Here is a 23751-nt window from a genome sequence, read left to right on the forward strand (position 1 = left end):
ACAGTGACAGCCTTTTTGACTGACTGTTTTATGCCGTTATTTTGGTAAAAAATGCCGGTGTAATGAATCCCAGTGAGAGCTTATGACCGATTTGAAACGCCAGGCTGAGGCCTCGGAAGAAGCTTTATGGCGCATTTTCACGGTGCCGGAAGCGCCAGACTCCACGCTCAGCATTATTGAGCAGAATATTTCGCAAAACCTGGCGGGTTTTTTGCGCGAGAGCATAGTGGCGGTAGAAAAACCGTTGTGGCAAATCGAACGTGATTTTCAGGCGTATCAAATTCCGGCCGAGCCGAAATTTGTGTCAGATTATGCTGAAAACATTATGGAAAAGCTGGTTGCCCATTCGGTGCACACAGCAGCGCCCAGTTTTATTGGCCATATGACCTCGGCCTTGCCTTATTTTGTGTTGCCTTTGTCCAAAATGATGGTGGGGCTGAATCAAAACCTGGTGAAAATTGAAACCTCCAAGGCCTTTACGCCACTGGAGCGCCAGGTGCTCGGCATGATGCACCATCTGGTGTATGGCGAAAGTGAAGGTTTTTATAAAAAGTGGTTACACAGTGCCAATCATTCGTTAGGCGCTTTTTGCTCCGGCGGCACTGTTGCCAATATGACAGCGCTGTGGATAGCCCGTAACCGCTTATTGCGCCCTGATGGTGACTTTAAAGGGGTGGCCAAAGAAGGTTTATTCCGCGCTATGCGCCATTATGGTTATCAGGATTTAGCCATTCTGGTGTCTGAACGCGGCCATTATTCGCTGCGTAAAGCCGCTGATATTCTTGGCATTGGCCGCGATCTGCTGATTCCGGTAAAAACTGACGCCCACAATAAAGTGGACAGCAATGAAATGCGCCGGGTGGCAGCCGATTTAGCTGCACGTTCTATCCGCGTGATGGCGATAGTGGGCGTTGCCGGCACTACTGAAACCGGCAATATCGATCCGCTGGACGAACTGGCCGATTTAGCCGCAGAGCTCAATTGCCATTTCCATGTGGATGCTGCCTGGGGTGGTGCAACTTTACTCTCTGAAAAATATCGGTATTTACTCAAAGGCATTGAGCGCGCTGATTCAGTCACCATAGACGCGCATAAACAAATGTATGTGCCAATGGGCGCTGGTATGGTGGTGTTTAAGCACCCGTCCGCGGCGCATGCCATTGAACATCACGCCGAATATATTCTTCGCAAAGGCTCCAAAGATTTAGGCAGCCAGACGCTGGAAGGCTCCCGCCCCGGCATGGCGATGCTGGTGCACGCCTGTTTGCAGGTAATTGGCCGCAAAGGTTATGAAATTCTGATTAACCGAAGCCTGGAAAAAGCCCGTTATTTTGCTGGTTTAATTGACCTGCATCCGGAATTTGAGCTTATTACGGCGCCCGAGCTTTGTTTATTAACTTACCGTTATGTACCGGCCAAAGTGCAGCAGGCGATGCAAAAAGCCAAAGCTGCCGGAGACACCGAGCGGCTGCAAAAGTTTAATGAGCTGTTAAGTGGCCTCACTAAATTTATCCAAAAACGCCAGCGCGAAGAGGGGAAATCTTTTGTATCGCGCACAAGGTTAAAACCCCAAATGTACCAGCGCCAGGACACAGTGGTGTTCCGGGTGGTACTGGCCAACCCGCTGACCACCGACAATATTCTGCATGAAGTACTGGCAGAGCAGGTGGAACTGGCGGCCATGGATAAGGAGTTTTTGCCCAAGCTTTTAAGTATGGCCAAAGAGGCTTAGCTGTTTGGCGGAACAGCCTTTACCGCTTCTTGCTGAAAACGGCTGCTTTTGCAGCCGTTTTTGTTTTTATGTTTGGCAACATGGGGCTGGGGTTGGTTTTAGCTTGCAGCTGATGGGGCTTTGGATAACCGGCTTTGAGCTGAAGCTGCTTGAAGTGCAATGACATAGGTAACACTGCAATTCAACCACACAGGTGACAGTGTGCCTTAACAGGCGAAGTGTATGTTTTAATTGATGCCTGCGGCATGGCGCGTATGCGGGGTTTCGCCCCCGCAGGCGAGTCACTTTTTGTATCGACAAAAAGTGACACAAAAAACGACCCCGATAAGCCGTCGAAAGCCCGCTAAAAATCAAAAGTTTGAGGCGCCGCCAAAACTCGGCAAGCGCTAGCGTCGCTTGCCTCAAACAGTTGGCGTCTTAAAACCTCAAACTTTCAATTTTTATCGGCTCGGCTTAAAGGGGAGGGAAGGCGCTGCTTTGGTGATTAGGTTCGTTACTGGTGACAGTGTTCCTTCGCAGCCTAAGTGTTTGTTTTATTTGATGCCCTGCGGCATACGCGCCATGCCGCAGGCATTAAATAAAACCGCCATACCGCAGGCATTAAATAAAACCGCCATACCGCAGGCATTAAATAAAACCGCCATGCCGCAGGCATTAAATAAAACCACCATGCCGTTGGCATCAAACAAACAGCCGCCAATACTTTGGCAAAACAAGCGTCAGCTTAAAATCCAATACCAAACCGGCAAGGTCACAAAACTCAGCAACAAGCCAAAACCCACCAGATTACCCACCAGCCGTGGTGCCAGGCCGGCCATAATGGCGATGGCGCCGGCGGAAATCATCGGTGGCATGGCGGCTTCAAACACCGACACTGTCACTGCTTTGCCCTCTAAACCCAGCGCATAACAACCGGCGTAGGCCAATAACGGCATTAAAATCAGCTTGATACTGATACCGCTGACCAGTGGTGATAAACGCTCGCCACCGAGCGAAAAGCGCAAGGTAAAACCTACCGCCACCATGATCAGCGGTACTAAGGTTTGTGCCAGATTGTCGATCAGCGCCTGAAAAAAACTGGGGTAAGTGGTGTTTTTCAAAAGCAAAGCCGCTACAAGCGCCAGAAAAGGCGGGAAGGTTAAAATCTTCAGGCTGATGCTTTTTACCGTGGCTTTTTCGGCGCTGGGGCTAAAAGCGGCGGCCAGAATAGTGGAATAGGTGGCAAGAGCCACAAAAGAGCCAACCTGATCGTAAATCAGCGCATAAGGCAGATGGTCACCACCAAAAAACGCCTCAATCATTGGAAAACCCAAAAACGAGGTATTACCAAGCGGCAGCACTATTAAAAGTGCAGCTGTGACCTCACGGCTCCACTGAAAAATTTTACTCAGTAGCAGCACTAACGCCACCACAATCAGCAACAATACCCAGGGCGTTACAGCCGGAATAAGCAGCGCTGAGGATAAAGTCAGTGCCGGGATTTTCTGCAAAATAAGGGCTGGCAAGGCAATATAAAGCACAAAAGCATTGAGTACCGCAGGCGTGTCCTGGCTGAATTTCGGGATAAAACGGATGCCAACCCCAATGGCCAGATAAAGCAAAATCAGCAGAAAATTATCCAAAATAAAACTCCGGAGCAGACAACAGCCAGTAAAACGGCTGGAAGCACCGATAATAACCGTTGGCAGTTTTTACCGCTATTCGACTTCTGGTGAACAGGGCATTTTTAAGGTTAAAGCATTGCTTTATAAAGGAGGCGCTAACAAAACGCCGTTTTGCAAACCCGAACCTTGTGAACTATTCCTTTGCAAACCTCAGTCTTACAAAGCAGTTGGCTCTGGCTGTGGCAATAATTCCGAAAGCACCGCGCCCGCAATCAGCCGCTCTTTATCCGCTTTTTTTAACTGCTTTAGCTGATACTCCAAACGACTTGCTTCACTGCGGTTAGGCGCCTGCTGTTGCCACACCAGAGTTAACGGCCCTTTGCCACGCAGGGCTTTAGCGCCACCGGTAAGCTCGCCACTGTGCTGGCGCAAACGCCGTGCCGGGTCGGTGCTGATGCCGGTATAGAGCACACCTTTACCGGTTTGCACCAGATAGACAAACCAGGCTTGGGGCGCTTTTGTCTCTGCTTCAGACTCAGTTTCTGGCGTTAACTGTGTTGTTGGTTTTTGCTGTGGCGCTGTAGACAAAGGTGAAATATCCCGCAAAGGTTGATTCTGCTATACTCTGCTCGTTTTTTTGGCCGCCGTTTTCAGGTTGCCGTTGTGAACCGCAGTTGTTGTCGGCCGCAAAGGCCAGCGCCCCAATTCAAGGAACTTTATGCAATTTGCAGATTTGGCGTTAAACGCGCCTATCTTAAAGGCAATCGCCGAACAGGGCTATCAAAGCCCAACGCCAATTCAGCAAAAAACCATACCGGTGATTTTACAGGGCAAAGATGTGCTGGGCGGCGCCCAAACCGGCACCGGCAAAACAGCCGCTTTTACCTTGCCTATATTGCAAAAACTCAGCAGCCAGCCCAAAACAGTAGCAGCCAAACAAGTACGTTGTTTAGTGTTAACGCCCACCCGCGAACTCGCCCAACAAGTTGCTGATAATATTGCCGCTTATGCCCGGCATTTACCGCTAAAAACTGCGGTGTTTTATGGCGGAGTTTCAATGAACCCGCAACTGGAAGCTGCAGAGGGCGGGCTGGATATTTTAATCGCCACGCCAGGCAGGCTGCTTGATCATATGCATCAGGGCACCATCAGTTTGTATCAGCTGGAAGTATTAGTGCTGGATGAAGCCGACCGTATGCTGGATATGGGCTTTATTCACGACATTAAAAGAGTGATGGCCAAGTTACCACCAGAGCGGCAAACGCTGTTGTTCTCTGCCACCTTTTCCAGAGAAATCAAAGAGCTGGCAGATACCTTACTGAAAAGCCCTGAATTGATTGAAGTGGCCACCGCCAACTCGGCTTCAGCCCAGGTGCAGCAGTTGGCGTTTCGGGTAGATTCGCAGCGTAAACGTGAGTTGTTATCTCATGTGATAGGCGCACGAAACTGGCAGCAGGTGCTGATTTTCAGCCGCACCAAACATGGTGCCGACCGGCTTAGTAAACAGCTGGCGCTCGATGGTATTGAAGCGGCCAGTATTCATGGTGATAAAAGCCAGGGTCACAGAACCAAGGTGCTGCAGGATTTTAAAGACGGCAATTTACGGGTATTGGTGGCCACCGACATCGCCGCCCGCGGTCTGGATATTGAAGATTTGCCGATAGTGGTGAATTACGATTTGCCCCATGTGGCAGAAGATTATGTACACCGCATTGGCCGTACCGGTCGTGCCGGCCGTTTTGGGCTGGCGGTGACTTTAGTCACCCCGGACGATTTGCCGATGCTGACGCAAATTGAAAAGCTGATTAAGCAGGTGATAGAGCAGCAGGTATTGCCGGGTTATGAGCATAACCCCAAGTTTAATCACTCCAGTAAAGCCAAAGAAGATGCGGCAGACGCTGAAGTGAAAATGAAGAAAAAAATCAGTAATAACAAAAAGTTGTCTATTGAAAAGGCCAAGCTTCGCGCTATAGCCCTTGGCAAAAAACGGCCACAATAACAGCGGCTGACATCTGACAAATGTTTGTAAAAACAAAGGAGCCATAGGCTCCTTTGTTGTTTTGCTGGGATCTGGTGTTTTTTGCTGTTAACCATCCACAGGCTCAAGCGGCGTTTTGAGGGTTAGCTGATAAAACGCCAGATCCAGATAACGGCCAAACTTAAATCCAGCCTGGGTAATGGTGCCGCTGTGCACAAACCCATGTTTTTGATGCAAGGCAATACTGCCGATGTTGCTGGCATCGATGCCGCCAATCAGCAGGTGGAAACCTTGTTGCTCCGCACTTTTGATCAGTTGTTGCAGCATCAGGCTGCCATAGCCTTTGCCCTGATGATCCGGATGCACATAGACCGAGTGCTCCACCGAATATTTAAAAGCCGGAAAAGCGCGGAAGGTGCCATAGCTGCCAAAAGCCAGCAGCTCACCTTCATTGTTTTTTAATCCCCAGACCGGAAAATTGCCGGCAGCCTTATTGGCAAACCACTGCTGCATGGTGTCCAGCGTGCGGGGTTTGTATTCATATAAAGCTGTGGTGTGCAAAATGGCGTGGTTAAAAATAGCCAGAATGGCTTTGGCGTCTGTGTCAAACTGGCAAAGCGAAAGTTGCATCTGGCTCTTCCTGTAATGCTGTGTGGCGGTGTTAACTGCGGTAAAGGGTTTTGATTAAATGAAAACCAAACTGGGTTTTTACCGGCCCATGAACTTCCAATAATGGCTTTTTAAACACCACATCGTCAAAAGGTTTTACCATTTGACCGGCGCGGAATTCACCTAAGTCGCCGCCTTTTTTGCCGGAAGGGCACAAGGAGTGTTTTTTCGCAAGCTCATGAAAATTAGCGCCTTTGGCCAATTGTTGCTTCAGGTTTTGGGCTTCTTCCTGGGTTTTTACCAGGATATGACAAGCACAGGCTCTGGCCATCAGTTTTACTCCTACCACATGATTCTGAGCGCGCGACTGCAACGCGGCCGCGCATTTTAATGGAAAAGTTATGTTCGCAACAGTAGCTGTTTAGACCAGTGCCGGCGTTTTGTCATTGACAGCCAGGGGCATAAATGAGTAAAGCTATGTTTTATAAAAATAAAAACGGAGGGGAAAATGGCAAAGTGGTTATTAAGAATTTTTGGGGTACTGCTGCTGGCGGCAGCGGTATTGGTGGTGAATGCGGTCTGGTTTAAACCCTTTTCCAGCCGGGTATTTTATGAAAGGGTATTTCTGGAATTTGGCCTCACCAGCCCAGAGCTGCTGACCCAACTGAGGTTACTGGAGTCTTTTGGCCTTCGCTCGCACAATGCTGAGCTGGACGATCGCAGTCAGCAGGCGGCTGATCAGCAGTTTGCCAAAATGAAAACCGACCTAGCCACACTGCGCAGTTATGACAGAACTGCGATGTCAGAAGCCGAGCGGCTCAACTACGACATGCTGGAGTGGTTTATGGCGCACAGCAGTGAAGGCGAGCGCTGGCGTTATCACAGTTATCCGGTCAATCAGCTGTTTGGTATTCAAAGCAACTTACCGAAATTTATGGTCAGCAGCCATCCGCTGGCGGATCTCACCGACGCTGAACACTATATCAGCCGGTTAAACCAGTTCCGGCGTGTGTTTAGTCAGGTGGTGGAAGATTTAAAAATCCGCGCTGATAAAGGCGTGATCCCGCCGCGTTTTGTGCTGGAAAAAGTACTGGCCGAAATAGAAGGTTTTACCGCAGGCAAGCTGGAAGACCAGCTGTTATATAAACATTTTGCCGATAAAGTCAGTGAGCTCAATAGCATTGATGCCAACACGGCCAGCCAGCTGAAACAGCAGGTGGGCGAGGCTGTGCAACAATCTGTGAAGCCTGCCTATCAGGAGCTCAGCAGTTATTTACAAACCTTATTGGCACAAAGCAGCACCGAGGATGGTGTCTGGAAGTTACCCGATGGTGAGGCCTATTACGCTTATATGTTAAAGCAGCATACCACCACTGATCTCACGCCAGAGCAAATCCATCAGCTGGGCCTTTCTGAAGTAGCCCGTATTCAGGCTCAAATGCAGCAGATATTAACGGCGCAAGGCCACAGCGGCGACTCTGTAGCTGCGATGATGACAGCGCTGGGTGATGACGCGCAGTTTTTATATCCGGACACTGTGGAAGCCCGCCAGCAAATTCTGGCCGACTATAAAACCCTGCTGGTTGATATTAATACCCGGTTAGAACCTGCTTTTAACATCAGACCCAAAGCCGAGATGGATGTAAAACGTGTGCCGGAATTTAGTGAAAAAACTGCGCCCGGTGCTTATTACAATGCACCGGCGATGGATGGTTCACGTCCGGGGGTGTTTTACGCCAATTTGTATGACGTGCGGGCCACACCCAAATTTGGCATGAAAACCCTGGCGGTGCATGAAGGCATTCCGGGCCATCATTTCCAGATTGCCATTCAGCAGGAACTGCAGGGGTTACCCACCTTTCGCAAAATTCTGCCTTTTACGGTTTATTCCGAAGGCTGGGCGCTCTATACCGAAAAACTGATGGCAGAGCTGGGTTTGTATGAAAATGACCCTTATGGCGATTTAGGCCGTTTGCAGGCGGAGTTATTCCGCGCTATCCGCTTAGTGGTCGATACCGGTATTCACCATAAACGCTGGACGCGCGAGCAGGCTATTGCCTATATGAGCAGCAACTCAGGGCTGGCAGCCTCCGATGTACAGGCCGAAGTTGAGCGTTATATTGTGATGCCGGGACAGGCCTGTGCTTATAAAATTGGCATGTTGAAAATTGTCGAATTACGCGAAAAAGCCAAGCAGCAACTGGGGCCACAATTTAAGCTGACTGATTTTCACGATGTCGTGCTGAAAAACGGTGCTATGCCTATCGCCATACTGGAGCGGGTGGTGGAGCAATATATTCAGACAACCAAACAAGGTGTAGCAGCCTGAGTTGTCAAAGCACAAGCCCTGCCAGTCGGCGGGGCTTTGTTATGTTGAGCATGCAACAAAACGACGTCACTACAGGCCATTTCGCAACAAGGCTATTTACAACAAGGCTATTTACAACAAGGCTATTTCACACCGAGGCTAATTCGCGTGCAAATGGGCGTCCAAAATAGCCTGCGGTTGGCAATATAAAAAAACGACGCCTTGGCGTCGTTTTTTTGTTTATTCACAAGCATCCGCTTAGCGGAGGCTTGTTCTGCCTGAAAAGCAGTGCTGCTGATTAATAAGCAACGTCGCGTTTTTCAATCAGATCCAGCTGAACTTCCTGCACCAGGGCAGATTCAGCCAGCGCTTTTTTCAGTTTCATCAGGTTGGTATTGGCTTTGGCTTGTAACAACACCAGACGCTCATCACCTGCACTTTGCACCAGAGTTAAATCAAACTCTTTTTGCAGTTGGGCAAGTTGAGAGGCATCTTTTAACAATACGCTGACAATACCACTGTAATGACCAAATTCACCTGTCATGCGGTTTTTCACCACAGTACCAGGCACTATTTCAGTGCTGTACTGGATTTGTGGGCTCACACTGCGCACAATCACCTGTTCACCAAAGCTGGCAACCACATCAGCAGACTGCGCTGTTTCGGCTGCCACAACCCGCAGTTCAGGCTGAACTTCATAAATAGAGCCACGCAGGGCTTTTTTGGTCGCAGGCTGAGTTTGTTCAGCTTGTTTGGTCAGTTGACGCAACTCTTTGTCCTGTTCAGTCGCGGTCGCTGGCAAAGCCATGGCGGTGATTAGCAGTGCCAAAGCAGATAATTTTGTATTCATCGTTTATTCCTCGACTTAGTGACCAAAGACACGCAGTGCTACACCTTCAACCTGAGAGGCTTCGCTGTTATTCATATAACCATCAACTTCCAGCAGACCGCCCGCAGAAGCGTAGTCAGTACCGTTGACGTCCAGTACACGGATTTTCCAGGTACCTTTGGCTGATTCACCATAAAACGCATTGCTTAACAGCACTGTGTCTTTGAGCAGATAACCCGGGTTATCAGAGAAATCCGGGTTTAATGCCGGATAAATCAGTGCTTGTTTAGACGACAACAGCACACTGCGGGTTCCGGCAGGTGAAGTCACTTCAATCGCTAAGTCGATACCGGCAGTGGTCTGGAATACACCGTCTGCAGTTTCAAAACCGTAGCTGTATTCCGGGTTGCTGATGCTGAATTTAAACTGAGCACCTTCGAGTTTGATATCGTCCGCTACTTCAATGCTCAGCTCTGCACCGGCGACGCTGTTGTCTGGAACTTCCAGTGCCAGCGCTTGTTTATCAGCAGCATAAACGCCTAAGCCTTTCCATGCTGATACTTTTTCCGCTGGTAACGCTTTGTGTTGTTTTGCTAAAGCAACAGCTTTGCCTGCATCAACACGACCAAAACCGTAGTTGTTGTTAAATTCATAACCGGCTTTGTTTTTCACCCAACCCTGATGGGCAACAAAGTCGCCATCGGCTGTTTTCAGCGTCACTGCTTTGTTGGCAGCATCCACTTTGGTACTGGTTTGTACCAGAATGTCGCGCACATCACGGTAGCTCAGGTTCGGATTGGCTGACAGCATCAGGCTAACCACACCAGAAGCATTTGGCGCTGCTGATGAAGTACCGTTAAAGGTTGAAGTGTAGTTACAGCTGGTGTTGTCTTCATGGCCTGGGTTATTAAACGGGAAATAACCGGCAAAAAAGCCTGGCCAGTAAGCTTTATCGTAGTTATCCACACCGGTAAAGCTGCTGTAACCGCGTAAACAGGTCATTTGATCTGTGGTCACCATGGCCGGGGCGAAAGTACCGTATTCACCGGCAGGGGCAGACACTAACAGGTTGGCACCGGCGGTAGAATAACTGGTATGACGGCCATCAGAATTTACCGCGGCAACTGTCATGTAATAAGGCGTGTTCTGGCTTGGCTCTAAAGCACCGTTGTAACAGGTTAAGCCCAGTGCATTGGCGCCGTTGTCCCAACACAAGTCAGCATCATATTCGTTGCCGTCCAGGAATGAGTTACCGGCAGCTTTAACGTTAACAACACCTTTACCGGCGCGCAGCACTTTGGCGCTGTAGGCCTGGATCAATTCAGACTGTTCGCTGTAAGCAATAGCGGCAGGCACTGTAGTACCGTAGCTGCGGTTAAATACAGCAACTGGTTCGTCGATACCGATGCCACTGCCCGGGTGACCGTGAATTAACAGTGTGCTGCGGGCACCCTGAGATGCCAGATAGTTCATACCAATCAGCTGGGCATCAGGTGCTACACCACGACCACCCAGACCGTTCCAGCCCGTTGCGGCAATTAAACCGGCAACACTGGTACCGTGGTCGCCACCTGTGGCCATACTGGTTGGGTTGGTTGGATCTGCCGCACCTTTCACCAGATTTAATGAGCGGTTTGGTAATACGTTGGCCGCCAAATCTTCGTGGTTAATTTCCAGGCCGCTGTCAACAACAACAGCAATAGTGTTTTTGCCGGTCGCGCCTAAAGCATAAGCGCCCAGTACGTTCATATCTTCGTTTGGTTTTAACACTGAAGGGTCGATACGTTTTGCCGCGCGCGCGTCAGCATCTTCTTTGCTCCAGCCCAGAATGCGTTGCAACTGTAACGAATACTGTTCAACCAGGCTGTCGCTCATGGCATAGGCTTTTTGGCCTGTGTTGCGTAAGTGCCATTGTTGATCCGCCAGCGGATCTGTTTTTGAGGCGCCGATCTGGATTTTGCCTGTGCTGCTTTCTTTACCGTCAGACACTGTGTAGCTAAACACTGTGGCGCCTGGTTTTAACGCTGTGTAGCTGAATTCAGGACCTGTTAACACCAGGTTGCCGTTTTTTAACGCGTACACGCCATTTTTAGGTGTGATAGCAACACCGTCTTCGGTGATTTTAGTGATAGTCATCGGATCACCGTCGACATCACTGGCCACTAATTTGCCGGTAATTGGCACCCAAACTAAACCGCCGGCAAAACTTTCACTTTTGACTTGCGGAGCTGTATTTTTACTGTCACTACCGCCACACGCAGTCAGTGCAATCAGCACTGATGCAGAGATAAGCGTTCTTTTAAGTTGAAGCATGATGATTCCCTGATATTTATTGTCACTAAAAAATAAAGCGCATCCGATGCTAACATTTTGCTCAGGGTATTTACTATTTTTTAATAAAAAAACCTAAATTGAGTGACTAAAAAATAAACAAAAAAAGCACCGGTCAGGTGCTTTTTTACGTTTTGATTGCAATTTAACGTGAAATTGCTGTTTTTAAGCAGGCTGCTGCTGGGTAATGCAGTGCACATTACCACCACCGAGCAGAATTTCCCGGCCAGGCACTGTCACCACCTGATGCTGTGGAAATACCTTGCTTAAGATCTCAACCGCAACCTGGTCCATCGGATCGTCAAAGGTTGGTAACACCAGGCCGCCGTTACATAAATAAAAGTTAATGTAAGAGCCGGCTAACCGGGCTTCTGCTTCTCTTGGCGTGGCAGCGCCTGTTAAATCCACCGATGCGTACTCTTCGGCTTTGGCCAATAACGGGCCAGGCACTGGCAGTTTATGAATAATAAACTTACGGCCTTTGGCGTCAGTGCTGTTTTCCAGTACTTCCAGCGCCGCTTTAGAGCGGGCGTATTGTGGGTCAGATTCATCGTCTGTCCAGGCCAGCAGTACTTCGCCCGGGCGGACAAAACAACACATGTTGTCAACATGGCCATCGGTTTCGTCGTTAAAAATGCCGTCTTCCAGCCAAATCACTTTGTCGATGCCCAGATAATCACTGAGCTTTTGTTCAATTTGTGTTTTGGTTAAATCCGGGTTGCGGTTTTTATTGAGTAAACACTCGGCGGTGGTTAACAAAGTACCTTCACCGTCGGTATGAATAGCGCCACCTTCCAGCACAAAACCTTCAGTGCGGTAACGTGCCAGGCCTTCCACATTCAGCACCTTCTGCGCTACCTGATCGTCTTTATCCCAAGGGAAGTATAAACCGCCGTTCAGGCCGCCCCAGGCATTAAAGGTCCAGTCGACACCACGCACTTCTTTACCGTTGGTGACAAAAGTTGGGCCTGTGTCACGGCACCAGGCGTCGTCGGTTGACACTTCGATGACACGGATTGGATGATTGGTGGGCTCCATCGCCAGCTGGGCCTGGGCGTTGGCAAACTGTTTTGCCGAGGCCATGACTGTGACAGGTTCAAAACGGGCGATAGCACGAATGACCGCACAAAATGCCTGTTGTGCCGGCTTAGCGCCTAAGCGCCAGTTGTCGGTGCGCTCCGGCCATACCAGCCAGGTTTGTTTGTGGCTTGCCCATTCGGCCGGCATATAAAAACCGTCTGCTCTTGGGGTGCTTGGTAAGGTACGATCTGAAATAAATCCGCTCACGTCAGGATCCTTATGCTGGTCCAGGGTTCTGGACTAAAGATGACTGCTGAAAAATACTCAGGCCAGAAAATTCCGGCCTGATGCGATTGACTGTGAAGGCGAGGGTTTTACCCGCTAAATGCCTTATTCGTTGCTGTTTTTTGGCTTGGTTTTGCCATCTTTGGTCAGCAGGGTATCAAAAATGTCGATACGGCGGTCACGGAACACACCCCAGCTGCGGCGGATATGCGCCAGCTCGTCTAAGTCAAAAGTGTGGACCAGCACAGCTTCGCTCACTTCATCGGCTTCCTGTACCTTGGCACCAAACTGGTCAGCAATAAAACTGCTGCCATAGAACGTAATAGAAAAATCCTGTTCTGTTTCAGTGCCAATACGGTTAGATGCAATCAGTGGCACCAGGTTAGCGGCGGCATGGCCTTGCTGGGTGCGCTGCCAGTGGTCGCGTGATGAAATAGTGGCGTCATGCGGTTCACTGCCAATGGCGGTTGGGTAAAACAGCAGCTCAGCGCCCATTAATGCCATAGTACGGGCACACTCTGGGAACCACTGATCCCAGCAAATACCAATACCAATTTTGGCATAAGCGGTATCCCAGACTTTAAAGCCGGTGTCGCCCGGTGTGAAATAGTATTTTTCGCTGTAACCAGGGCCATCCGGAATATGGCTTTTGCGATAAGTGCCAAGGTAAGAGCCGTCGGCGTCAATAACCGCCACGCTGTTATACAGGCAGTTGCCGGCGCGCTCGTAAAAACTAATCGGCAGCACCACATTCAGTTCTTTGGCAATTTTAGTGAAATGTGCAACTGCAGCGTTATTTTCCAGCGGAGTTGCAAATTCAAGATATTCTGGTTTTTGCTTTTGGCAGAAGTAGTTACGCTCAAATAACTCCTGCAGCAGGATAACCTGTGCACCCTGGGCAGCAGCCTGACGTACCAGTTTTTCCCCACGGGCAATATTTTCTTCCACATTCCAGCCACCCACCATCTGGGTAGCGGCAACTGTTACATTACGCATGCAAAGGTTCTCCAAGCCAAAATAAAAAAGGACATCTTACTGTAGCCAGTTGTGCTTTGTGGCGCAAAACAAAAGCAACATCAACAAGCACTGCTCTGGCTGAGCAAATGTGATTTGGGCGCGCAAAATGCCGGATTTTTCACCGGCCGTCAACGCATTTTTCCTGCCCGGAGAGAATGGGCAAAAGCGCTGCATCAGCCCGGCATGAATATGCTGAATAACCGAATAAAGATGGTTTTTATATGCGTTTTTAGCAGCGCTTTTTAACTTTGCTTCAGCGGCTTGCCGCTAGTTTGGCGGCCAGCAATAACAATTCAGGTTCCAGCCTGGTTTTATAGTTGATATGCACATAACTAAACTGCACTTCGGCTTTGGAATTCAGAATATACACCGCAGGCACCGGCAGCACTGCTTTACCTGTGTTGTCGTAGGTCAGCTCAATACCGTAACTGCCTTTATATAAAGCTGTGGTTTTATCATCCAGATAATAAGCCAGGCCAAAAGCACGGGCGACATGCAAGGGCTGATCAGACAATAAAGAGTAATTCAGCGCCGCGCCTTTGGTGATCTGCTGACTTTGCGCCACTGCTTTAGGTGCTTGTGGGCTAATGGCAATTAATTGATAACCCAAAGCCTGAAGTTTGGGCTCTATGTCGCGAAGAGCGGCCAGCTGTGCATTGCAATAAGGGCACCAGCCGCCACGGTAAAACACCAGCACCGTTGGTTTTTTGCCAAGTTCAGTCAACAATTGCACTTCTTTACCTTGTTGATCTAACAAAGTGACTGCTGGCGCTGTCATGCCATTGAGCAAAGGTCGAACTGTTTGTGGGCTATCAGCAACAGCCGACACTGTTGTGTTTGCAGTAGCATTCAGCGCAAATAATAAAGTGGCAATCAGCAGCAATGCTTTGGTTGGATAATACATCAGGCAGTCCTTGTGAATAGTTAAGTAACAAGATAAACCGGTGATAGCGGGCATTTCTTTCATGCATTTAAAAAAATACTGGCTTTGCTGATCTGGCGCAGGGCAGGCAGCTTATTCTCAGGTAGAATAAGCCGCAAACAACAAGCAGCCGGGATGCAGGGGCATGACAAAAAAACTGTTTGATATTCTGATTGTTGGCGGCGGCATGGTGGGCGCTTCGTTAGCGCTCAGATTTAGTCAGGCCGGTTTGCAGGTGGCAGTCATTGAAAAAACGCCGCTAAGTTCGATGCAAGCAGATGCTGCAGATCCAACAGAGCCACCGATAGATTTACGGGTTAGTGCCATTAACAGACGCAGTGAACAATGGCTGCAGGATATCGGTGTCTGGCAACATTTGCCTGCCACCCGCTTATGCCCTTACCGGGCATTACAGGCGTTTGAAGGCGACAGCGAGCCGCAGAACCAGGGGCTGACATTTACTGCAAGTGAGTTGAATCAGCCTTATCTTGGTCATATTATTGAAAACATCAGCCTGCAAAGGGCTATGTGGCAACAGTTTAATGAATTTATTACGTTGTTTTGTCCGGCCACTGTCACAGCTTTATCGCAGCAGAGCGAGGTTGCTGGTTATGCGTCGGTCAGTACAGCGGAATTTGGCGAAATTTCTGGCCGGTTACTGATAGCGGCCGACGGTGCTCAGTCGCAGCTTCGCACTCTTGCCGGTATTGGTCACAATGGCTGGCAATATCAGCAGGCTTGCCTGGTGGCCACTGTGGCGACTGAATATCCGCAGCAAGACATCACCTGGCAGCAATTTACCGAACAAGGGCCAAGAGCCTTTTTGCCACTGCCTGGCGCACAGGCGTCTTTGGTTTGGTATGACGATTTAGCCAAAGTAAAAGCGCTGGCGCAATTACCGGCGGCGCAGCTTGCGGCAGAAATTCAGCAAAGCTTCCCGGCCAAACTTGGCAAAATAACCGTCAAACAACAAGGCTGGTTCCCATTGACCCGAATGCATGCCAATCGTTATTGGCAAGGGCGGGTGGTGTTGGTGGGCGATGCTGCCCATAGCATTAATCCGCTGGCCGGGCAGGGCGTGAACCTGGGTTTTGCCGACGCAGCTTTACTCGCTGAGCTGGTGCTGCAAGCGCTGGCCGAAGGGCGTGATTTAGCCGATAGCGAGCTGTTGCAGCAGTATTGGCAACAACGTAAAAAAGCCAATTTATTGATGATGTCGGCGATGGATGGCTTTTATCAGCTGTTTAGTAGCCGCTGGCCTGTGCTCAGGCTGGCGCGAAAATTGGGGTTAACTGCAGCGGCCAAAGCCGGCCCGCTCAAAGCCTGGGTGGGCGCTTATGCGGCGGGGCTTAAAGACTAACAAGCTTTATGGCCTCAGTGCAGATCAGCAACAACGTTAGTCCCGCAAGCCCGGTTTGTAAAAACCTGAACCGTGCAAGGCAGCTATTTAACTGCCGGAGCGGTTTAGCAACAGCGGAAGCTCTGCTTTCCAGAAACTGCGCCAGTGTTCCAGCGCTTCCGCTGTACTGAGCTGCTCATGTTGTAACGACAAAGCCACTTTATCAGTGGTTTTTTGCTGAATGTGCAGCGCCAGACGTGAGCCGTCAGCAAGTTCACAGCGCCAATACCGCCACTTTTCGGTCTGACTCACTCTGGGCTGCGCTTTTAACGGCACCTGATTAAAACTTTGTATGCCCGCAACAGCCGCAAGCCAGAGTGCCAGCGCTTCATCAAGCCCGCCTGGCAGGGTTTTATTCACCGATAACTTAAATTGGCCACTGCAGTCCTGACCGGGCAAGCGCTTGCCAAGATGCTGCTCAAACTTCACGGTCAGCTGCTGTGCCCACCAATCGGACACTCCAGGCTGGGTTTTTAATAAAGCCGCGATGTCTGTATGAGAAAGCGTTGTTGCCTGGTGTGTAGTTAAAAATTCAAACCAGCTTTGCAGACTGCGGCCTGTGGCTACTGATATTTTGTCTTTGGTTTTGCCTGTGGTTTGGGGTGAGGGCATAAGATGGCCTGTGGCAACTGAACTGCGCAGTGCAGCATAGGGTTTTAGCATATAGCTTGCAGCATGCGCCTTGCAACAAAGGGCGCCAGTGGATTTTTTATAACGCAGAAAAAAGAAAACCCAGCCGAAGATGGGTTATCAAAGAATGGCAGGGGTACAGGGATTCGAACCCCAGAATGGCGGGATCAAAACCCGCTGCCTTACCGCTTGGCTATACCCCTGCAGAAATTTTGTGGCGCTAATTGTATGAACTGATGACCATACTGCCACTAAATTTAATGGCAGGGGTACAGGGATTCGAACCCCAGAATGGCGGGATCAAAACCCGCTGCCTTACCGCTTGGCTATACCCCTGCAGAAACTGCAGAATTCTTACTTGCTTTGGTGCGGAAAGAGAGACTCGAACTCTCACGCCTCGCGGCGCTGGAACCTAAATCCAGTGCGTCTACCAATTTCGCCATTTCCGCAATTTACGGCGAACAACGCAGAGAAAGTGGTGGCTACAGCGGGAATCGAACCTGCGACCCCAGCATTATGAGTGCTGTGCTCTAACCAGCTGAGCTATGTAGCCACTGTGTCTTAGTTGTCCTAAGCAAGTGGCGCGTATTATGCTCAGATGCGTTTTTAACGTCAACCCATTTTTTGCCGCAATAAAGCGAATTCAGTTTGTTTGCTGTTTTTCTATGCAGATTGGCTGCGGCTTAGCCAGTTTTACCCCAAATTCCATGGGCTTAGCCTGCTTTAGGCTGGGGTTTAGTTTGAAATTCCGTTAGTATCGCCATTCATGCGTAGGCTGATGCCACCCCGCGTAGGCAAATACCGCGCTCCGACTGCAGCCAAGACTGCTATTTATGCCAAGGCATAAAAAAATATTACAGGAGATTTCATGTCGAGCCCGACAACTCAAACCGCAAATACAACAACCAGCCCGCGCTGGCCTAAACAGTTGCCTTATATTATTGCCAGTGAAGCCTGTGAGCGTTTTAGCTTTTATGGCATGCGCAATATTTTAACGCCGTTTTTAATGACAGCTTTGCTGCTTGCTGTACCTGAGCATTTAAGAGCAGGCGAAGCCAAAGATGTATTTCACTCCTTTGTGATAGGGGTGTATTTTTTTCCTTTATTAGGTGGATGGTTAGCAGACCGTTATCTGGGTAAATACAACACCATCCTGTGGCTGAGTATTGTTTATGTGATTGGTCATTTATTTTTGGCTTTGTTCGAAACCAGTAAAGAAGGTTTTTATACCGGGTTATTTTTAATAGCGCTGGGCTCGGGTGGTATTAAACCTCTGGTTTCAGCTTTTATGGGTGACCAGTTTGATCAGAGTAATAAGGTACTTGCCCAAAAAGCCTTTGATATCTTCTATTTCACTATTAACTTCGGATCCTTTTTTGCGTCTTTACTGATGCCGTTGACACTGAAGCACTTTGGGGCTGCTATTGCTTTTGGTATTCCTGGGGGGCTGATGGCGCTTGCTACGTTATTTTTCTGGCTCGGCCGTAAGCGTTATGTGCATGTAGCGCCTGAGCCGAAGGACCCCCATAGTTTTTTAAAAGTGGTGAAAACTGCCTTGTTGTCAAAACAACAAGGCAAGGCGGATGGCGGTTTATATCTGGCGTTAGTGGGCGTTGCTTTAGCGCTGTTTAGTTTAAGCCAAACCCCAACTTTAGGTTTTGTGGCCGCTTTTTGTTTAGCTTTAGTGCTGTTGATGGGCTTTGGTGGTGCCGGTGCCGCTATTCAGTTGGAAAGGGCGCGTGGGGTCCATCCGGATATCGCTGTTGATGGTGTGCGCTCCGTACTGCGTATTTTAATTTTATTTGCGTTGGTGACACCATTCTGGTCTTTGTTTGATCAAAAAGCCTCAACCTGGATCCTGCAGGCCAATGAGATGAGCAAACCACACTGGTTCGAACCTGCCATGATGCAGGCGCTAAACCCGCTGCTGGTGATGCTGCTAATCCCATTTAACCATATTGTTTTGTTTCCGCTGTTGGAGCGTTGTGGTGTGCGTATTACTGCGCTACGTCGCATGGGCGCTGGTATTGCCTTTGCGGGGTTAAGCTGGATTGTGATTGGTTCAGTGCAACTGGCGATGGACGGTGGCACTGTAATGTCTATTGTCTGGCAGGTGTTGCCTTATGCACTTTTAACTTTTGGCGAAGTTTTGGTATCTGCCACAGGTCTGGAGTTTGCTTACAGCCAGGCGCCTGCCGCGATGAAAGGCACCATCACCAGCTTCTGGCAGCTGTCGGTCACAGTGGGTAACTTATGGGTGCTTTTAGCTAATAACAGCATTCGTAGTGAAGCTGTGTTGTCGCATGTAGCGGCCACGGGTTTGTCGCAAACCGCATTTTTAATGTTTTTCTTTGCCGGTTTTGCGCTGCTGGCTGCAGCGATTTTTGCACTTTATGCCCGCAGTTACACCATGCTGGATAACTACAGGGCGGTGTGATTGGGTTCTGGTTTTGCCGGAACTTTAGCGCTCATCATAAACCCGGCTTTTAATGCCGGGTTTATTTTATCCGCAGGGCTTTATCTAAGCTGAGTCATGCTGCTCATCAAGGCTACCGGGCTATGGGAGTGGCTGATCTTGCTGTGGGATAGGTTTGGTGTGACAGACAGAGTGCAGCGCCTGCAATAAAGCAAACAGTCCCAGGCTGTTCTTGTGGTCAATATTTTCATACGTTATCGTCGACTGCAGAGTATGAGCATCATGTTTGTGTTTACTGTTGCCATAGACAGAACCAGTGACTCTGACTGCAGCACCAGCAAAAATTTGGTTACTCACACAGAGAAGATAACAATTTGTTTATTTTCACACCTTTACTTTTACTTTGTTGTTGCATAGGCTGAGCTTGTCTCAAATACAATGACAGGAGTGAGATGATGAAAATAGTGCAGGGACTTGTGGTGGTGTCAGTGTTGTGTATGACAGCCGGTTGTGCGAACAATTATACGCAGGAACAGGTGAATAAAAAACATGCGGCCTATTACGCATCTGTGGACAAAGCACTGAAGCAGGATGAGAATCTGGCGAAAAAAGAACTGGTGGTTTGTTTCAGGGAAAAGCCCGTTGGAACTTTGATCCCACAGACAGTTTGCCGTACACCTGAGTTGATGGAGCTGGAGCGGGAAAAAACCAAAGCGCGCATCACCAGAACTCAACTGAAGTCATTTACCGATAACCAGTAACAGGTTGTATTAATTGACAATTATGAATTCAGGCGGTTGATTTTTCTGCTGTTTCCGCCTTGTTGATTTTTTTTATCGTTCATCTCTACCTTTGTTGATGCCTAACTATGTTAGTTTCAGGTAGAAGCAAAGCAACAACTGCTTTACTGCACACCTTTATCTTACTGCCGCTAATTCTGCCGCCTCATATCACTTTTGACATCAAGCGCAAGCTTCGCCGTAAGCTCCAGTGCAATAGCGGAAAAAAGAACAGCTTTTAAGTTTGCCGAAAAACTTAACATTGAGGCACTGTGATTTTATCAGGCTTCACATAGCAAAAAACCGGACTAAAAAGCCCGGTTTTTAAGGATAAAGTTCAACCTGAGTGTTAAACGTTAAACAGGAAGTGCATTACGTCGCCGTCTTTACAGACATAAGTTTTGCCTTCAACCCGCAGTTTACCGGCTTCTTTGGCGCCGGCTTCACCTTTACAGGCGATAAAGTCATCAAATGAAACTACCTGAGCGCGGATAAAACCTTTTTCAAAGTCGGTGTGAATGACACCAGCAGCTTGTGGCGCAGTGGCGCCCACCGGAATAGTCCAGGCGCGCACTTCTTTCACACCGGCGGTGAAATAAGTGTGCAGGTTCAGCAGCGAATACCCGCCACGGATCACGCGGTTTAAGCCAGGCTCTTCCAGGCCCATCGACTCTAAAAATTCAGCTTTTTCGTCGTCTTCCAGCTCAGAAATTTCTGATTCAATAGCGGCGCAGACCGGCACCACAATAGCGCCTTCTTTGGCGGCAATTTCGCGTACCACATCTAAATGCGGGTTATTTTCAAAACCATCTTCCAGCACGTTGGCAATGTACATGGTTGGTTTAATGGTTAAAAAATTCATGTAGGAAATCAGCGCTTTTTCATCATCAGATAAATCCAGCTGACGTAAGGTCAGGCCTTCTTCCAGATGTTTTTTTACTTTTTCCAGCACTTCAATTTCAGCTTTAGCGTCTTTGTCACCGGCTTTGGCTTTTTTGCTGACACGGAAAATCGCTTTTTCCGCGCTGTCCATATCGGCCAGCACCAGTTCCATATTGATAGTGTCGATATCATCAGCCGGGTCAATTTTACCGGCAACGTGAATAATGTTTTCATCGTCAAAACAACGTACAACATGGCCGATGGCGTCGGTTTCACGGATATTTGCCAGAAATTTATTACCCAGGCCTTCACCTTTGGAAGCGCCTTTTACCAGGCCTGCGATGTCCACAAATTCCATCGTCGTTGGCAGAATACGTTGTGGATTGACAATTTCAGCCAGCTGCTGCAGGCGTAAATCCGGCACGGGTACCACGCCGGTGTTTGGTTCAATGGTACAAAACGGGAAGTTGGCCGCTTCAATGCCTGCTTTGGTCAACGCGTTGAATAAAGTAGATTTACCGACGTTTGGTAAACCAACGATGCCACATTTAAAACCCATGAGATGATCCTTTGAACAAAATACAGGGCGAACCTGCGAAACGAACCTGAACTGAAATTGTACATTTCAGTATGTGTCTATCAGTCTGTGCCAGAGGTTAGCTCTATTAGCTAAACCGTGGCTTTAAAACTATGTAATCTGTGCTGGGCTTTCACCAGATCCTGCTGTTGCCAAAGCTCAAAACAGCGCAGGCTTTCGTCCAGCGCGTCGTTGATCAGCTTTTGCTCTTGCTGTGGCGCTTTGCCCAGCACATAACCTGTGACTTTGTCTTTATGACCCGGATGGCCAATGCCAAGCCGCAGGCGGTAAAAATTCGGATTATTGCCAAATTTGGCGGTTATATCTTTTAAGCCATTATGGCCGGCGTGGCCACCACCGAGTTTCAGCTTGGCAATGCCAGGTTCCAGTGCCATTTCATCATGCGCAACCAGAATAGCTTCAGGTGGAATTTTATAAAACTGCGCCATAGCGAGCACCGCTTTGCCGCTTAAGTTCATATAGGTTGTGGGCACCAGTAATTTAATTTCCCGGCCCTGATATATAAACTTACCGGTCAGGCCAAAAAATTTGGCTTCGGCTTTCAGAGAGGTATTAAAACGACTGGCCAGTTGTTCAACGAACCACTGACCAGCGTTGTGACGGGTATTGCTGTATTCGGGGCCCGGATTACCCAGGCCCACCACCAGCTGAATGACTTCCGTCATTATTACTCAGCAGCGTCGTCTGCTTTGCCAGCTGGTTTGTTTACAGAAACAACAGCCTGGTCATGGCCAGCACCTTTAGCCAGTTCAGCGATAACTACGCCGGCTGGAACTTTCAGGTCTGATAAGTGCAGAGTTGTACCAACTGCAACGTCAGCTAAATCCACTTCGATGAATTCAGGCAGGTTTTGTGGCAGAACAGTGATAGCGATTTCGTTGATGTGGTGAGCAACGATGCCACCTTTTTTCGCTGCAGCAGCTTCGTTGATGAAGTGTACAGGAACAACAGTGTGCAGTTCATGGCCAGCTTCAACACGTTGGAAGTCAACGTGAGTTACTTTTGGCTTGAACGGGTGACGTTGCATTGCTTTAACGATTGCTTTCACTTCTTCACCGCCAACGTTGATAGTCAGGATGTGAGTGTAGAAACCTTCGTTAGCCTGAGCTTGTAACAGCTTAGAGTGATCCAGCGTGATAGATACAGGGGCTTGAGCGCCACCGTAGATGATAGCCGGAACTTTGTCCGCGTGACGCAGGCGGCGGCTCGCACCTTTCCCCAGGTCGTTACGAACTTCAGCATTTAACGTGTAAATGGCGTTAGACATGTTTATCTCCAAAAATGAATTGCTCTGGTTTCCGCGACCAGAAAACCAGAATGAGGCTTTTTTCAGGCGCCATCCGGCGGAAAAAAGCGCGACATAATAGCACCGGGGCAGGGGAGCTGCAAACAAAAAAGGCGCCGGTTGGCGCCTTTTCTCTGCTCTTCCCGCTGAAGCTGCAACTGCAGTGGGAAAGGGCGGGGCAAAATATTAATCAAACATTGAAGAGATAGATTCTTCGTTGCTGATACGGCGGATACATTCCGCCATCATTTCGCTTAACGTCAGCTGTTTTACTTTGCTGACTGCTTTCATTTCGGCGCTCAGCGGGATGGTGTCTGTAACTATCAGTTCATCAATCACTGAGTTGGCAATATTTTGTGCGGCATTGCCTGAGAATACCGGGTGGGTGGCGTAAGCAAACACACGGCGGGCGCCTTGTTCTTTTAACGCTTCGGCAGCTTTACACAGGGTGCCACCGGTGTCGATCATGTCATCAACAATAATACAGTCGCGATCTCTGACATCACCGATGATGTGCATCACCTGAGCCACGTTGGCTTTTGGCCGGCGTTTGTCGATGATGGCTAAGTCGGCATCGTTCATCAGTTTGGCAATAGCACGGGCACGCACTACACCACCGATATCCGGAGAAACCACCACAGGGGCCTGGAATTCACGTTTACGCATGTCTTCCAAAAGCACAGGTGAAGCAAACACGTTGTCCACCGGCACATCAAAGAAACCCTGAATTTGTTCAGCATGCAGGTCTACTGTTAATACCCGGTCAACACCCACGCTCGACAGGAAGTCAGCCACAACTTTGGCGGTGATAGGCACACGGGCAGAACGCACACGGCGGTCCTGACGGGCATAACCAAAATAAGGAATAACAGCCGTGATACGGCCGGCAGAAGCACGACGCAGGGCGTCTACCATCACAATAAGTTCAATCAGATTGTCGTTGGTTGGAGCGCAGGTCGACTGGATAATAAAAACGTCCGATCCACGGACGTTTTCATTAATTTGCACACTGACCTCTCCATCGCTGAAACGGCCGACTTCGGCGTCGCCCAGTTTGATATACAAACGGCTGGCAATTTTCTTGGCGAGTTCTGGTACGGCATTACCAGCGAATATCTTCATGTCGG

The 23751-nt window shown here is 49.1% G+C and carries 21 protein-coding genes and 4 tRNA genes; 6 read left to right on the forward strand and 19 right to left on the reverse strand.

Annotated elements, in window-relative coordinates:
- Positions 1-82 precede the first annotated feature (82 nt).
- Positions 83-1732: a pyridoxal-dependent aspartate 1-decarboxylase PanP gene (gene panP / locus N3Z11_RS16340; RefSeq protein WP_260658272.1), complete on the forward strand. Its 1650-nt coding sequence runs from the start codon at positions 83-85 to the stop codon at positions 1730-1732.
- 533 nt (positions 1733-2265) lie between these two features.
- Here panP and N3Z11_RS16345 read toward each other — a convergent pair.
- The 3 genes from N3Z11_RS16345 to N3Z11_RS16355 form a co-directional block, all read right to left on the reverse strand.
- The gene (locus N3Z11_RS16345; protein WP_260658273.1) at positions 2266-2421 is read right to left on the reverse strand and encodes a hypothetical protein; all 156 of its coding nucleotides are present in this window, start codon (positions 2419-2421) and stop codon (positions 2266-2268) included.
- A gap of 30 nt (positions 2422-2451) precedes the next feature.
- The gene (locus tag N3Z11_RS16350; RefSeq protein ID WP_260658274.1) at positions 2452-3354 is read right to left on the reverse strand and encodes an AEC family transporter; all 903 of its coding nucleotides are present in this window, start codon (positions 3352-3354) and stop codon (positions 2452-2454) included.
- Between the two features lie 198 nt (positions 3355-3552).
- Entirely contained in the window at positions 3553-3924 is a 372-nt protein-coding gene (locus N3Z11_RS16355) for a GIY-YIG nuclease family protein (protein WP_313771365.1), read from the reverse strand.
- Between the two features lie 130 nt (positions 3925-4054).
- Here N3Z11_RS16355 and N3Z11_RS16360 point away from each other — a divergent pair, with 130 nt between their 5' ends.
- On the forward strand, positions 4055-5335 hold the full coding sequence (locus tag N3Z11_RS16360) for a DEAD/DEAH box helicase (RefSeq protein ID WP_260658275.1): 1281 nt from the start codon (positions 4055-4057) through the stop codon (positions 5333-5335).
- A gap of 87 nt (positions 5336-5422) precedes the next feature.
- On the opposite strand, the gene N3Z11_RS16365 is transcribed toward N3Z11_RS16360, so the two are convergent.
- Positions 5423-5944, reverse strand: a complete 522-nt coding sequence (locus N3Z11_RS16365; RefSeq protein ID WP_260658276.1) for a GNAT family N-acetyltransferase — start codon at positions 5942-5944, stop codon at positions 5423-5425.
- Positions 5945-5975: 31 nt separating this feature from the next.
- On the reverse strand, positions 5976-6254 hold the full coding sequence (ppiC, locus tag N3Z11_RS16370; protein ID WP_260658277.1) for a peptidylprolyl isomerase PpiC: 279 nt from the start codon (positions 6252-6254) through the stop codon (positions 5976-5978).
- A 177-nt stretch (positions 6255-6431) separates the two neighbouring features.
- Here ppiC and N3Z11_RS16375 point away from each other — a divergent pair, with 177 nt between their 5' ends.
- On the forward strand, positions 6432-8252 hold the full coding sequence (locus N3Z11_RS16375) for a DUF885 family protein (protein WP_260658278.1): 1821 nt from the start codon (positions 6432-6434) through the stop codon (positions 8250-8252).
- Positions 8253-8529: 277 nt separating this feature from the next.
- Here the strand turns inward: N3Z11_RS16375 and N3Z11_RS16380 are convergent, their stop codons facing one another.
- The 5 genes from N3Z11_RS16380 to N3Z11_RS16400 all read right to left on the reverse strand — a co-directional run bounded on the left by N3Z11_RS16380 (position 8530) and on the right by N3Z11_RS16400 (position 14617).
- Positions 8530-9081 (reverse strand): hypothetical protein, encoded by a 552-nt coding sequence (locus N3Z11_RS16380; RefSeq protein ID WP_260658279.1) that lies wholly within the window; start codon positions 9079-9081, stop codon positions 8530-8532.
- 15 nt (positions 9082-9096) lie between these two features.
- A complete protein-coding gene (locus N3Z11_RS16385) occupies positions 9097-11373 on the reverse strand; it encodes a S8 family serine peptidase (RefSeq protein ID WP_260658280.1) in 2277 nt (758 codons plus the stop codon).
- A 183-nt stretch (positions 11374-11556) separates the two neighbouring features.
- Positions 11557-12678, reverse strand: coding sequence for an agmatine deiminase (gene aguA / locus N3Z11_RS16390; RefSeq protein ID WP_260658281.1), 1122 nt, complete (start codon positions 12676-12678; stop codon positions 11557-11559).
- A 123-nt stretch (positions 12679-12801) separates the two neighbouring features.
- Positions 12802-13692, reverse strand: coding sequence for an N-carbamoylputrescine amidase (aguB, locus tag N3Z11_RS16395; RefSeq protein WP_260658282.1), 891 nt, complete (start codon positions 13690-13692; stop codon positions 12802-12804).
- A 274-nt stretch (positions 13693-13966) separates the two neighbouring features.
- Positions 13967-14617, reverse strand: coding sequence for a peroxiredoxin-like family protein (locus N3Z11_RS16400; RefSeq protein ID WP_260658283.1), 651 nt, complete (start codon positions 14615-14617; stop codon positions 13967-13969).
- A 163-nt stretch (positions 14618-14780) separates the two neighbouring features.
- Here N3Z11_RS16400 and N3Z11_RS16405 point away from each other — a divergent pair, with 163 nt between their 5' ends.
- On the forward strand, positions 14781-15995 hold the full coding sequence (locus N3Z11_RS16405) for an FAD-dependent oxidoreductase (RefSeq protein ID WP_260658284.1): 1215 nt from the start codon (positions 14781-14783) through the stop codon (positions 15993-15995).
- A gap of 87 nt (positions 15996-16082) precedes the next feature.
- On the opposite strand, the gene N3Z11_RS16410 is transcribed toward N3Z11_RS16405, so the two are convergent.
- The 5 genes from N3Z11_RS16410 to N3Z11_RS16430 all read right to left on the reverse strand — a co-directional run bounded on the left by N3Z11_RS16410 (position 16083) and on the right by N3Z11_RS16430 (position 17217).
- Positions 16083-16697: a hypothetical protein gene (locus N3Z11_RS16410; RefSeq protein WP_260658285.1), complete on the reverse strand. Its 615-nt coding sequence runs from the start codon at positions 16695-16697 to the stop codon at positions 16083-16085.
- A gap of 95 nt (positions 16698-16792) precedes the next feature.
- Positions 16793-16867 (reverse strand) — tRNA-Gln (locus N3Z11_RS16415).
- A 58-nt stretch (positions 16868-16925) separates the two neighbouring features.
- Positions 16926-17000: transfer RNA gene (locus N3Z11_RS16420), tRNA-Gln, on the reverse strand.
- A 28-nt stretch (positions 17001-17028) separates the two neighbouring features.
- Positions 17029-17113 (reverse strand) — tRNA-Leu (locus tag N3Z11_RS16425).
- Positions 17114-17140: 27 nt separating this feature from the next.
- Positions 17141-17217: transfer RNA gene (locus N3Z11_RS16430), tRNA-Met, on the reverse strand.
- Between the two features lie 315 nt (positions 17218-17532).
- On the opposite strand from N3Z11_RS16430, the gene N3Z11_RS16435 reads away from it, so the two are divergent.
- Both N3Z11_RS16435 and N3Z11_RS16440 read left to right on the forward strand, forming a co-directional pair.
- On the forward strand, positions 17533-19101 hold the full coding sequence (locus N3Z11_RS16435) for an oligopeptide:H+ symporter (RefSeq protein ID WP_260658286.1): 1569 nt from the start codon (positions 17533-17535) through the stop codon (positions 19099-19101).
- Positions 19102-19535: 434 nt separating this feature from the next.
- The gene (locus tag N3Z11_RS16440) at positions 19536-19841 is read left to right on the forward strand and encodes a hypothetical protein (protein WP_260658287.1); all 306 of its coding nucleotides are present in this window, start codon (positions 19536-19538) and stop codon (positions 19839-19841) included.
- Between the two features lie 367 nt (positions 19842-20208).
- Here the strand turns inward: N3Z11_RS16440 and ychF are convergent, their stop codons facing one another.
- From ychF to N3Z11_RS16460, 4 genes are all read right to left on the reverse strand, one after another.
- Positions 20209-21300 carry a redox-regulated ATPase YchF gene (gene ychF / locus N3Z11_RS16445; RefSeq protein WP_260658288.1) on the reverse strand — a complete coding sequence of 364 codons (1092 nt, stop codon included), beginning with the start codon at positions 21298-21300 and terminating at the stop codon, positions 20209-20211.
- A 110-nt stretch (positions 21301-21410) separates the two neighbouring features.
- Positions 21411-22004, reverse strand: a complete 594-nt coding sequence (gene pth / locus N3Z11_RS16450; protein WP_260658289.1) for an aminoacyl-tRNA hydrolase — start codon at positions 22002-22004, stop codon at positions 21411-21413.
- 2 nt (positions 22005-22006) lie between these two features.
- The gene (locus N3Z11_RS16455; RefSeq protein ID WP_260658290.1) at positions 22007-22606 is read right to left on the reverse strand and encodes a 50S ribosomal protein L25/general stress protein Ctc; all 600 of its coding nucleotides are present in this window, start codon (positions 22604-22606) and stop codon (positions 22007-22009) included.
- Between the two features lie 204 nt (positions 22607-22810).
- Positions 22811-23746 carry a ribose-phosphate pyrophosphokinase gene (locus N3Z11_RS16460; RefSeq protein WP_409566875.1) on the reverse strand — a complete coding sequence of 312 codons (936 nt, stop codon included), beginning with the start codon at positions 23744-23746 and terminating at the stop codon, positions 22811-22813.
- Positions 23747-23751 lie beyond the last annotated feature (5 nt).

Origin of the sequence: Rheinheimera sp. 4Y26 (assembly GCF_025245835.1) — a bacterium.
Classification (GTDB): domain Bacteria; phylum Pseudomonadota; class Gammaproteobacteria; order Enterobacterales; family Alteromonadaceae; genus Pararheinheimera.

Excerpts from the sequence above, each read along its gene's own strand:
- aguB (WP_260658282.1), bottom strand. The coding sequence starts at position 13,692 with ATGCGTAATGTAACAGTTGCCGCTACCCAGATGGTGGGTGGCTGGAAT.
- N3Z11_RS16385 (WP_260658280.1), bottom strand. The coding sequence starts at position 11,373 with ATGCTTCAACTTAAAAGAACGCTTATCTCTGCATCAGTGCTGATTGCA.
- N3Z11_RS16460 (WP_409566875.1), bottom strand. The coding sequence starts at position 23,746 with ATGAAGATATTCGCTGGTAATGCCGTACCAGAACTCGCCAAGAAAATT.
- N3Z11_RS16440 (WP_260658287.1), top strand. The coding sequence starts at position 19,536 with ATGAAAATAGTGCAGGGACTTGTGGTGGTGTCAGTGTTGTGTATGACA.
- N3Z11_RS16365 (WP_260658276.1), bottom strand. The coding sequence starts at position 5,944 with ATGCAACTTTCGCTTTGCCAGTTTGACACAGACGCCAAAGCCATTCTG.
- N3Z11_RS16375 (WP_260658278.1), top strand. The coding sequence starts at position 6,432 with ATGGCAAAGTGGTTATTAAGAATTTTTGGGGTACTGCTGCTGGCGGCA.
- ychF (WP_260658288.1), bottom strand. The coding sequence starts at position 21,300 with ATGGGTTTTAAATGTGGCATCGTTGGTTTACCAAACGTCGGTAAATCT.
- panP (WP_260658272.1), top strand. The coding sequence starts at position 83 with ATGACCGATTTGAAACGCCAGGCTGAGGCCTCGGAAGAAGCTTTATGG.
- N3Z11_RS16455 (WP_260658290.1), bottom strand. The coding sequence starts at position 22,606 with ATGTCTAACGCCATTTACACGTTAAATGCTGAAGTTCGTAACGACCTG.
- N3Z11_RS16360 (WP_260658275.1), top strand. The coding sequence starts at position 4,055 with ATGCAATTTGCAGATTTGGCGTTAAACGCGCCTATCTTAAAGGCAATC.
- pth (WP_260658289.1), bottom strand. The coding sequence starts at position 22,004 with ATGACGGAAGTCATTCAGCTGGTGGTGGGCCTGGGTAATCCGGGCCCC.
- N3Z11_RS16400 (WP_260658283.1), bottom strand. The coding sequence starts at position 14,617 with ATGTATTATCCAACCAAAGCATTGCTGCTGATTGCCACTTTATTATTT.
- N3Z11_RS16435 (WP_260658286.1), top strand. The coding sequence starts at position 17,533 with ATGTCGAGCCCGACAACTCAAACCGCAAATACAACAACCAGCCCGCGC.
- N3Z11_RS16410 (WP_260658285.1), bottom strand. The coding sequence starts at position 16,697 with ATGCTAAAACCCTATGCTGCACTGCGCAGTTCAGTTGCCACAGGCCAT.
- N3Z11_RS16405 (WP_260658284.1), top strand. The coding sequence starts at position 14,781 with ATGACAAAAAAACTGTTTGATATTCTGATTGTTGGCGGCGGCATGGTG.
- ppiC (WP_260658277.1), bottom strand. The coding sequence starts at position 6,254 with ATGGCCAGAGCCTGTGCTTGTCATATCCTGGTAAAAACCCAGGAAGAA.
- N3Z11_RS16380 (WP_260658279.1), bottom strand. The coding sequence starts at position 9,081 with ATGAATACAAAATTATCTGCTTTGGCACTGCTAATCACCGCCATGGCT.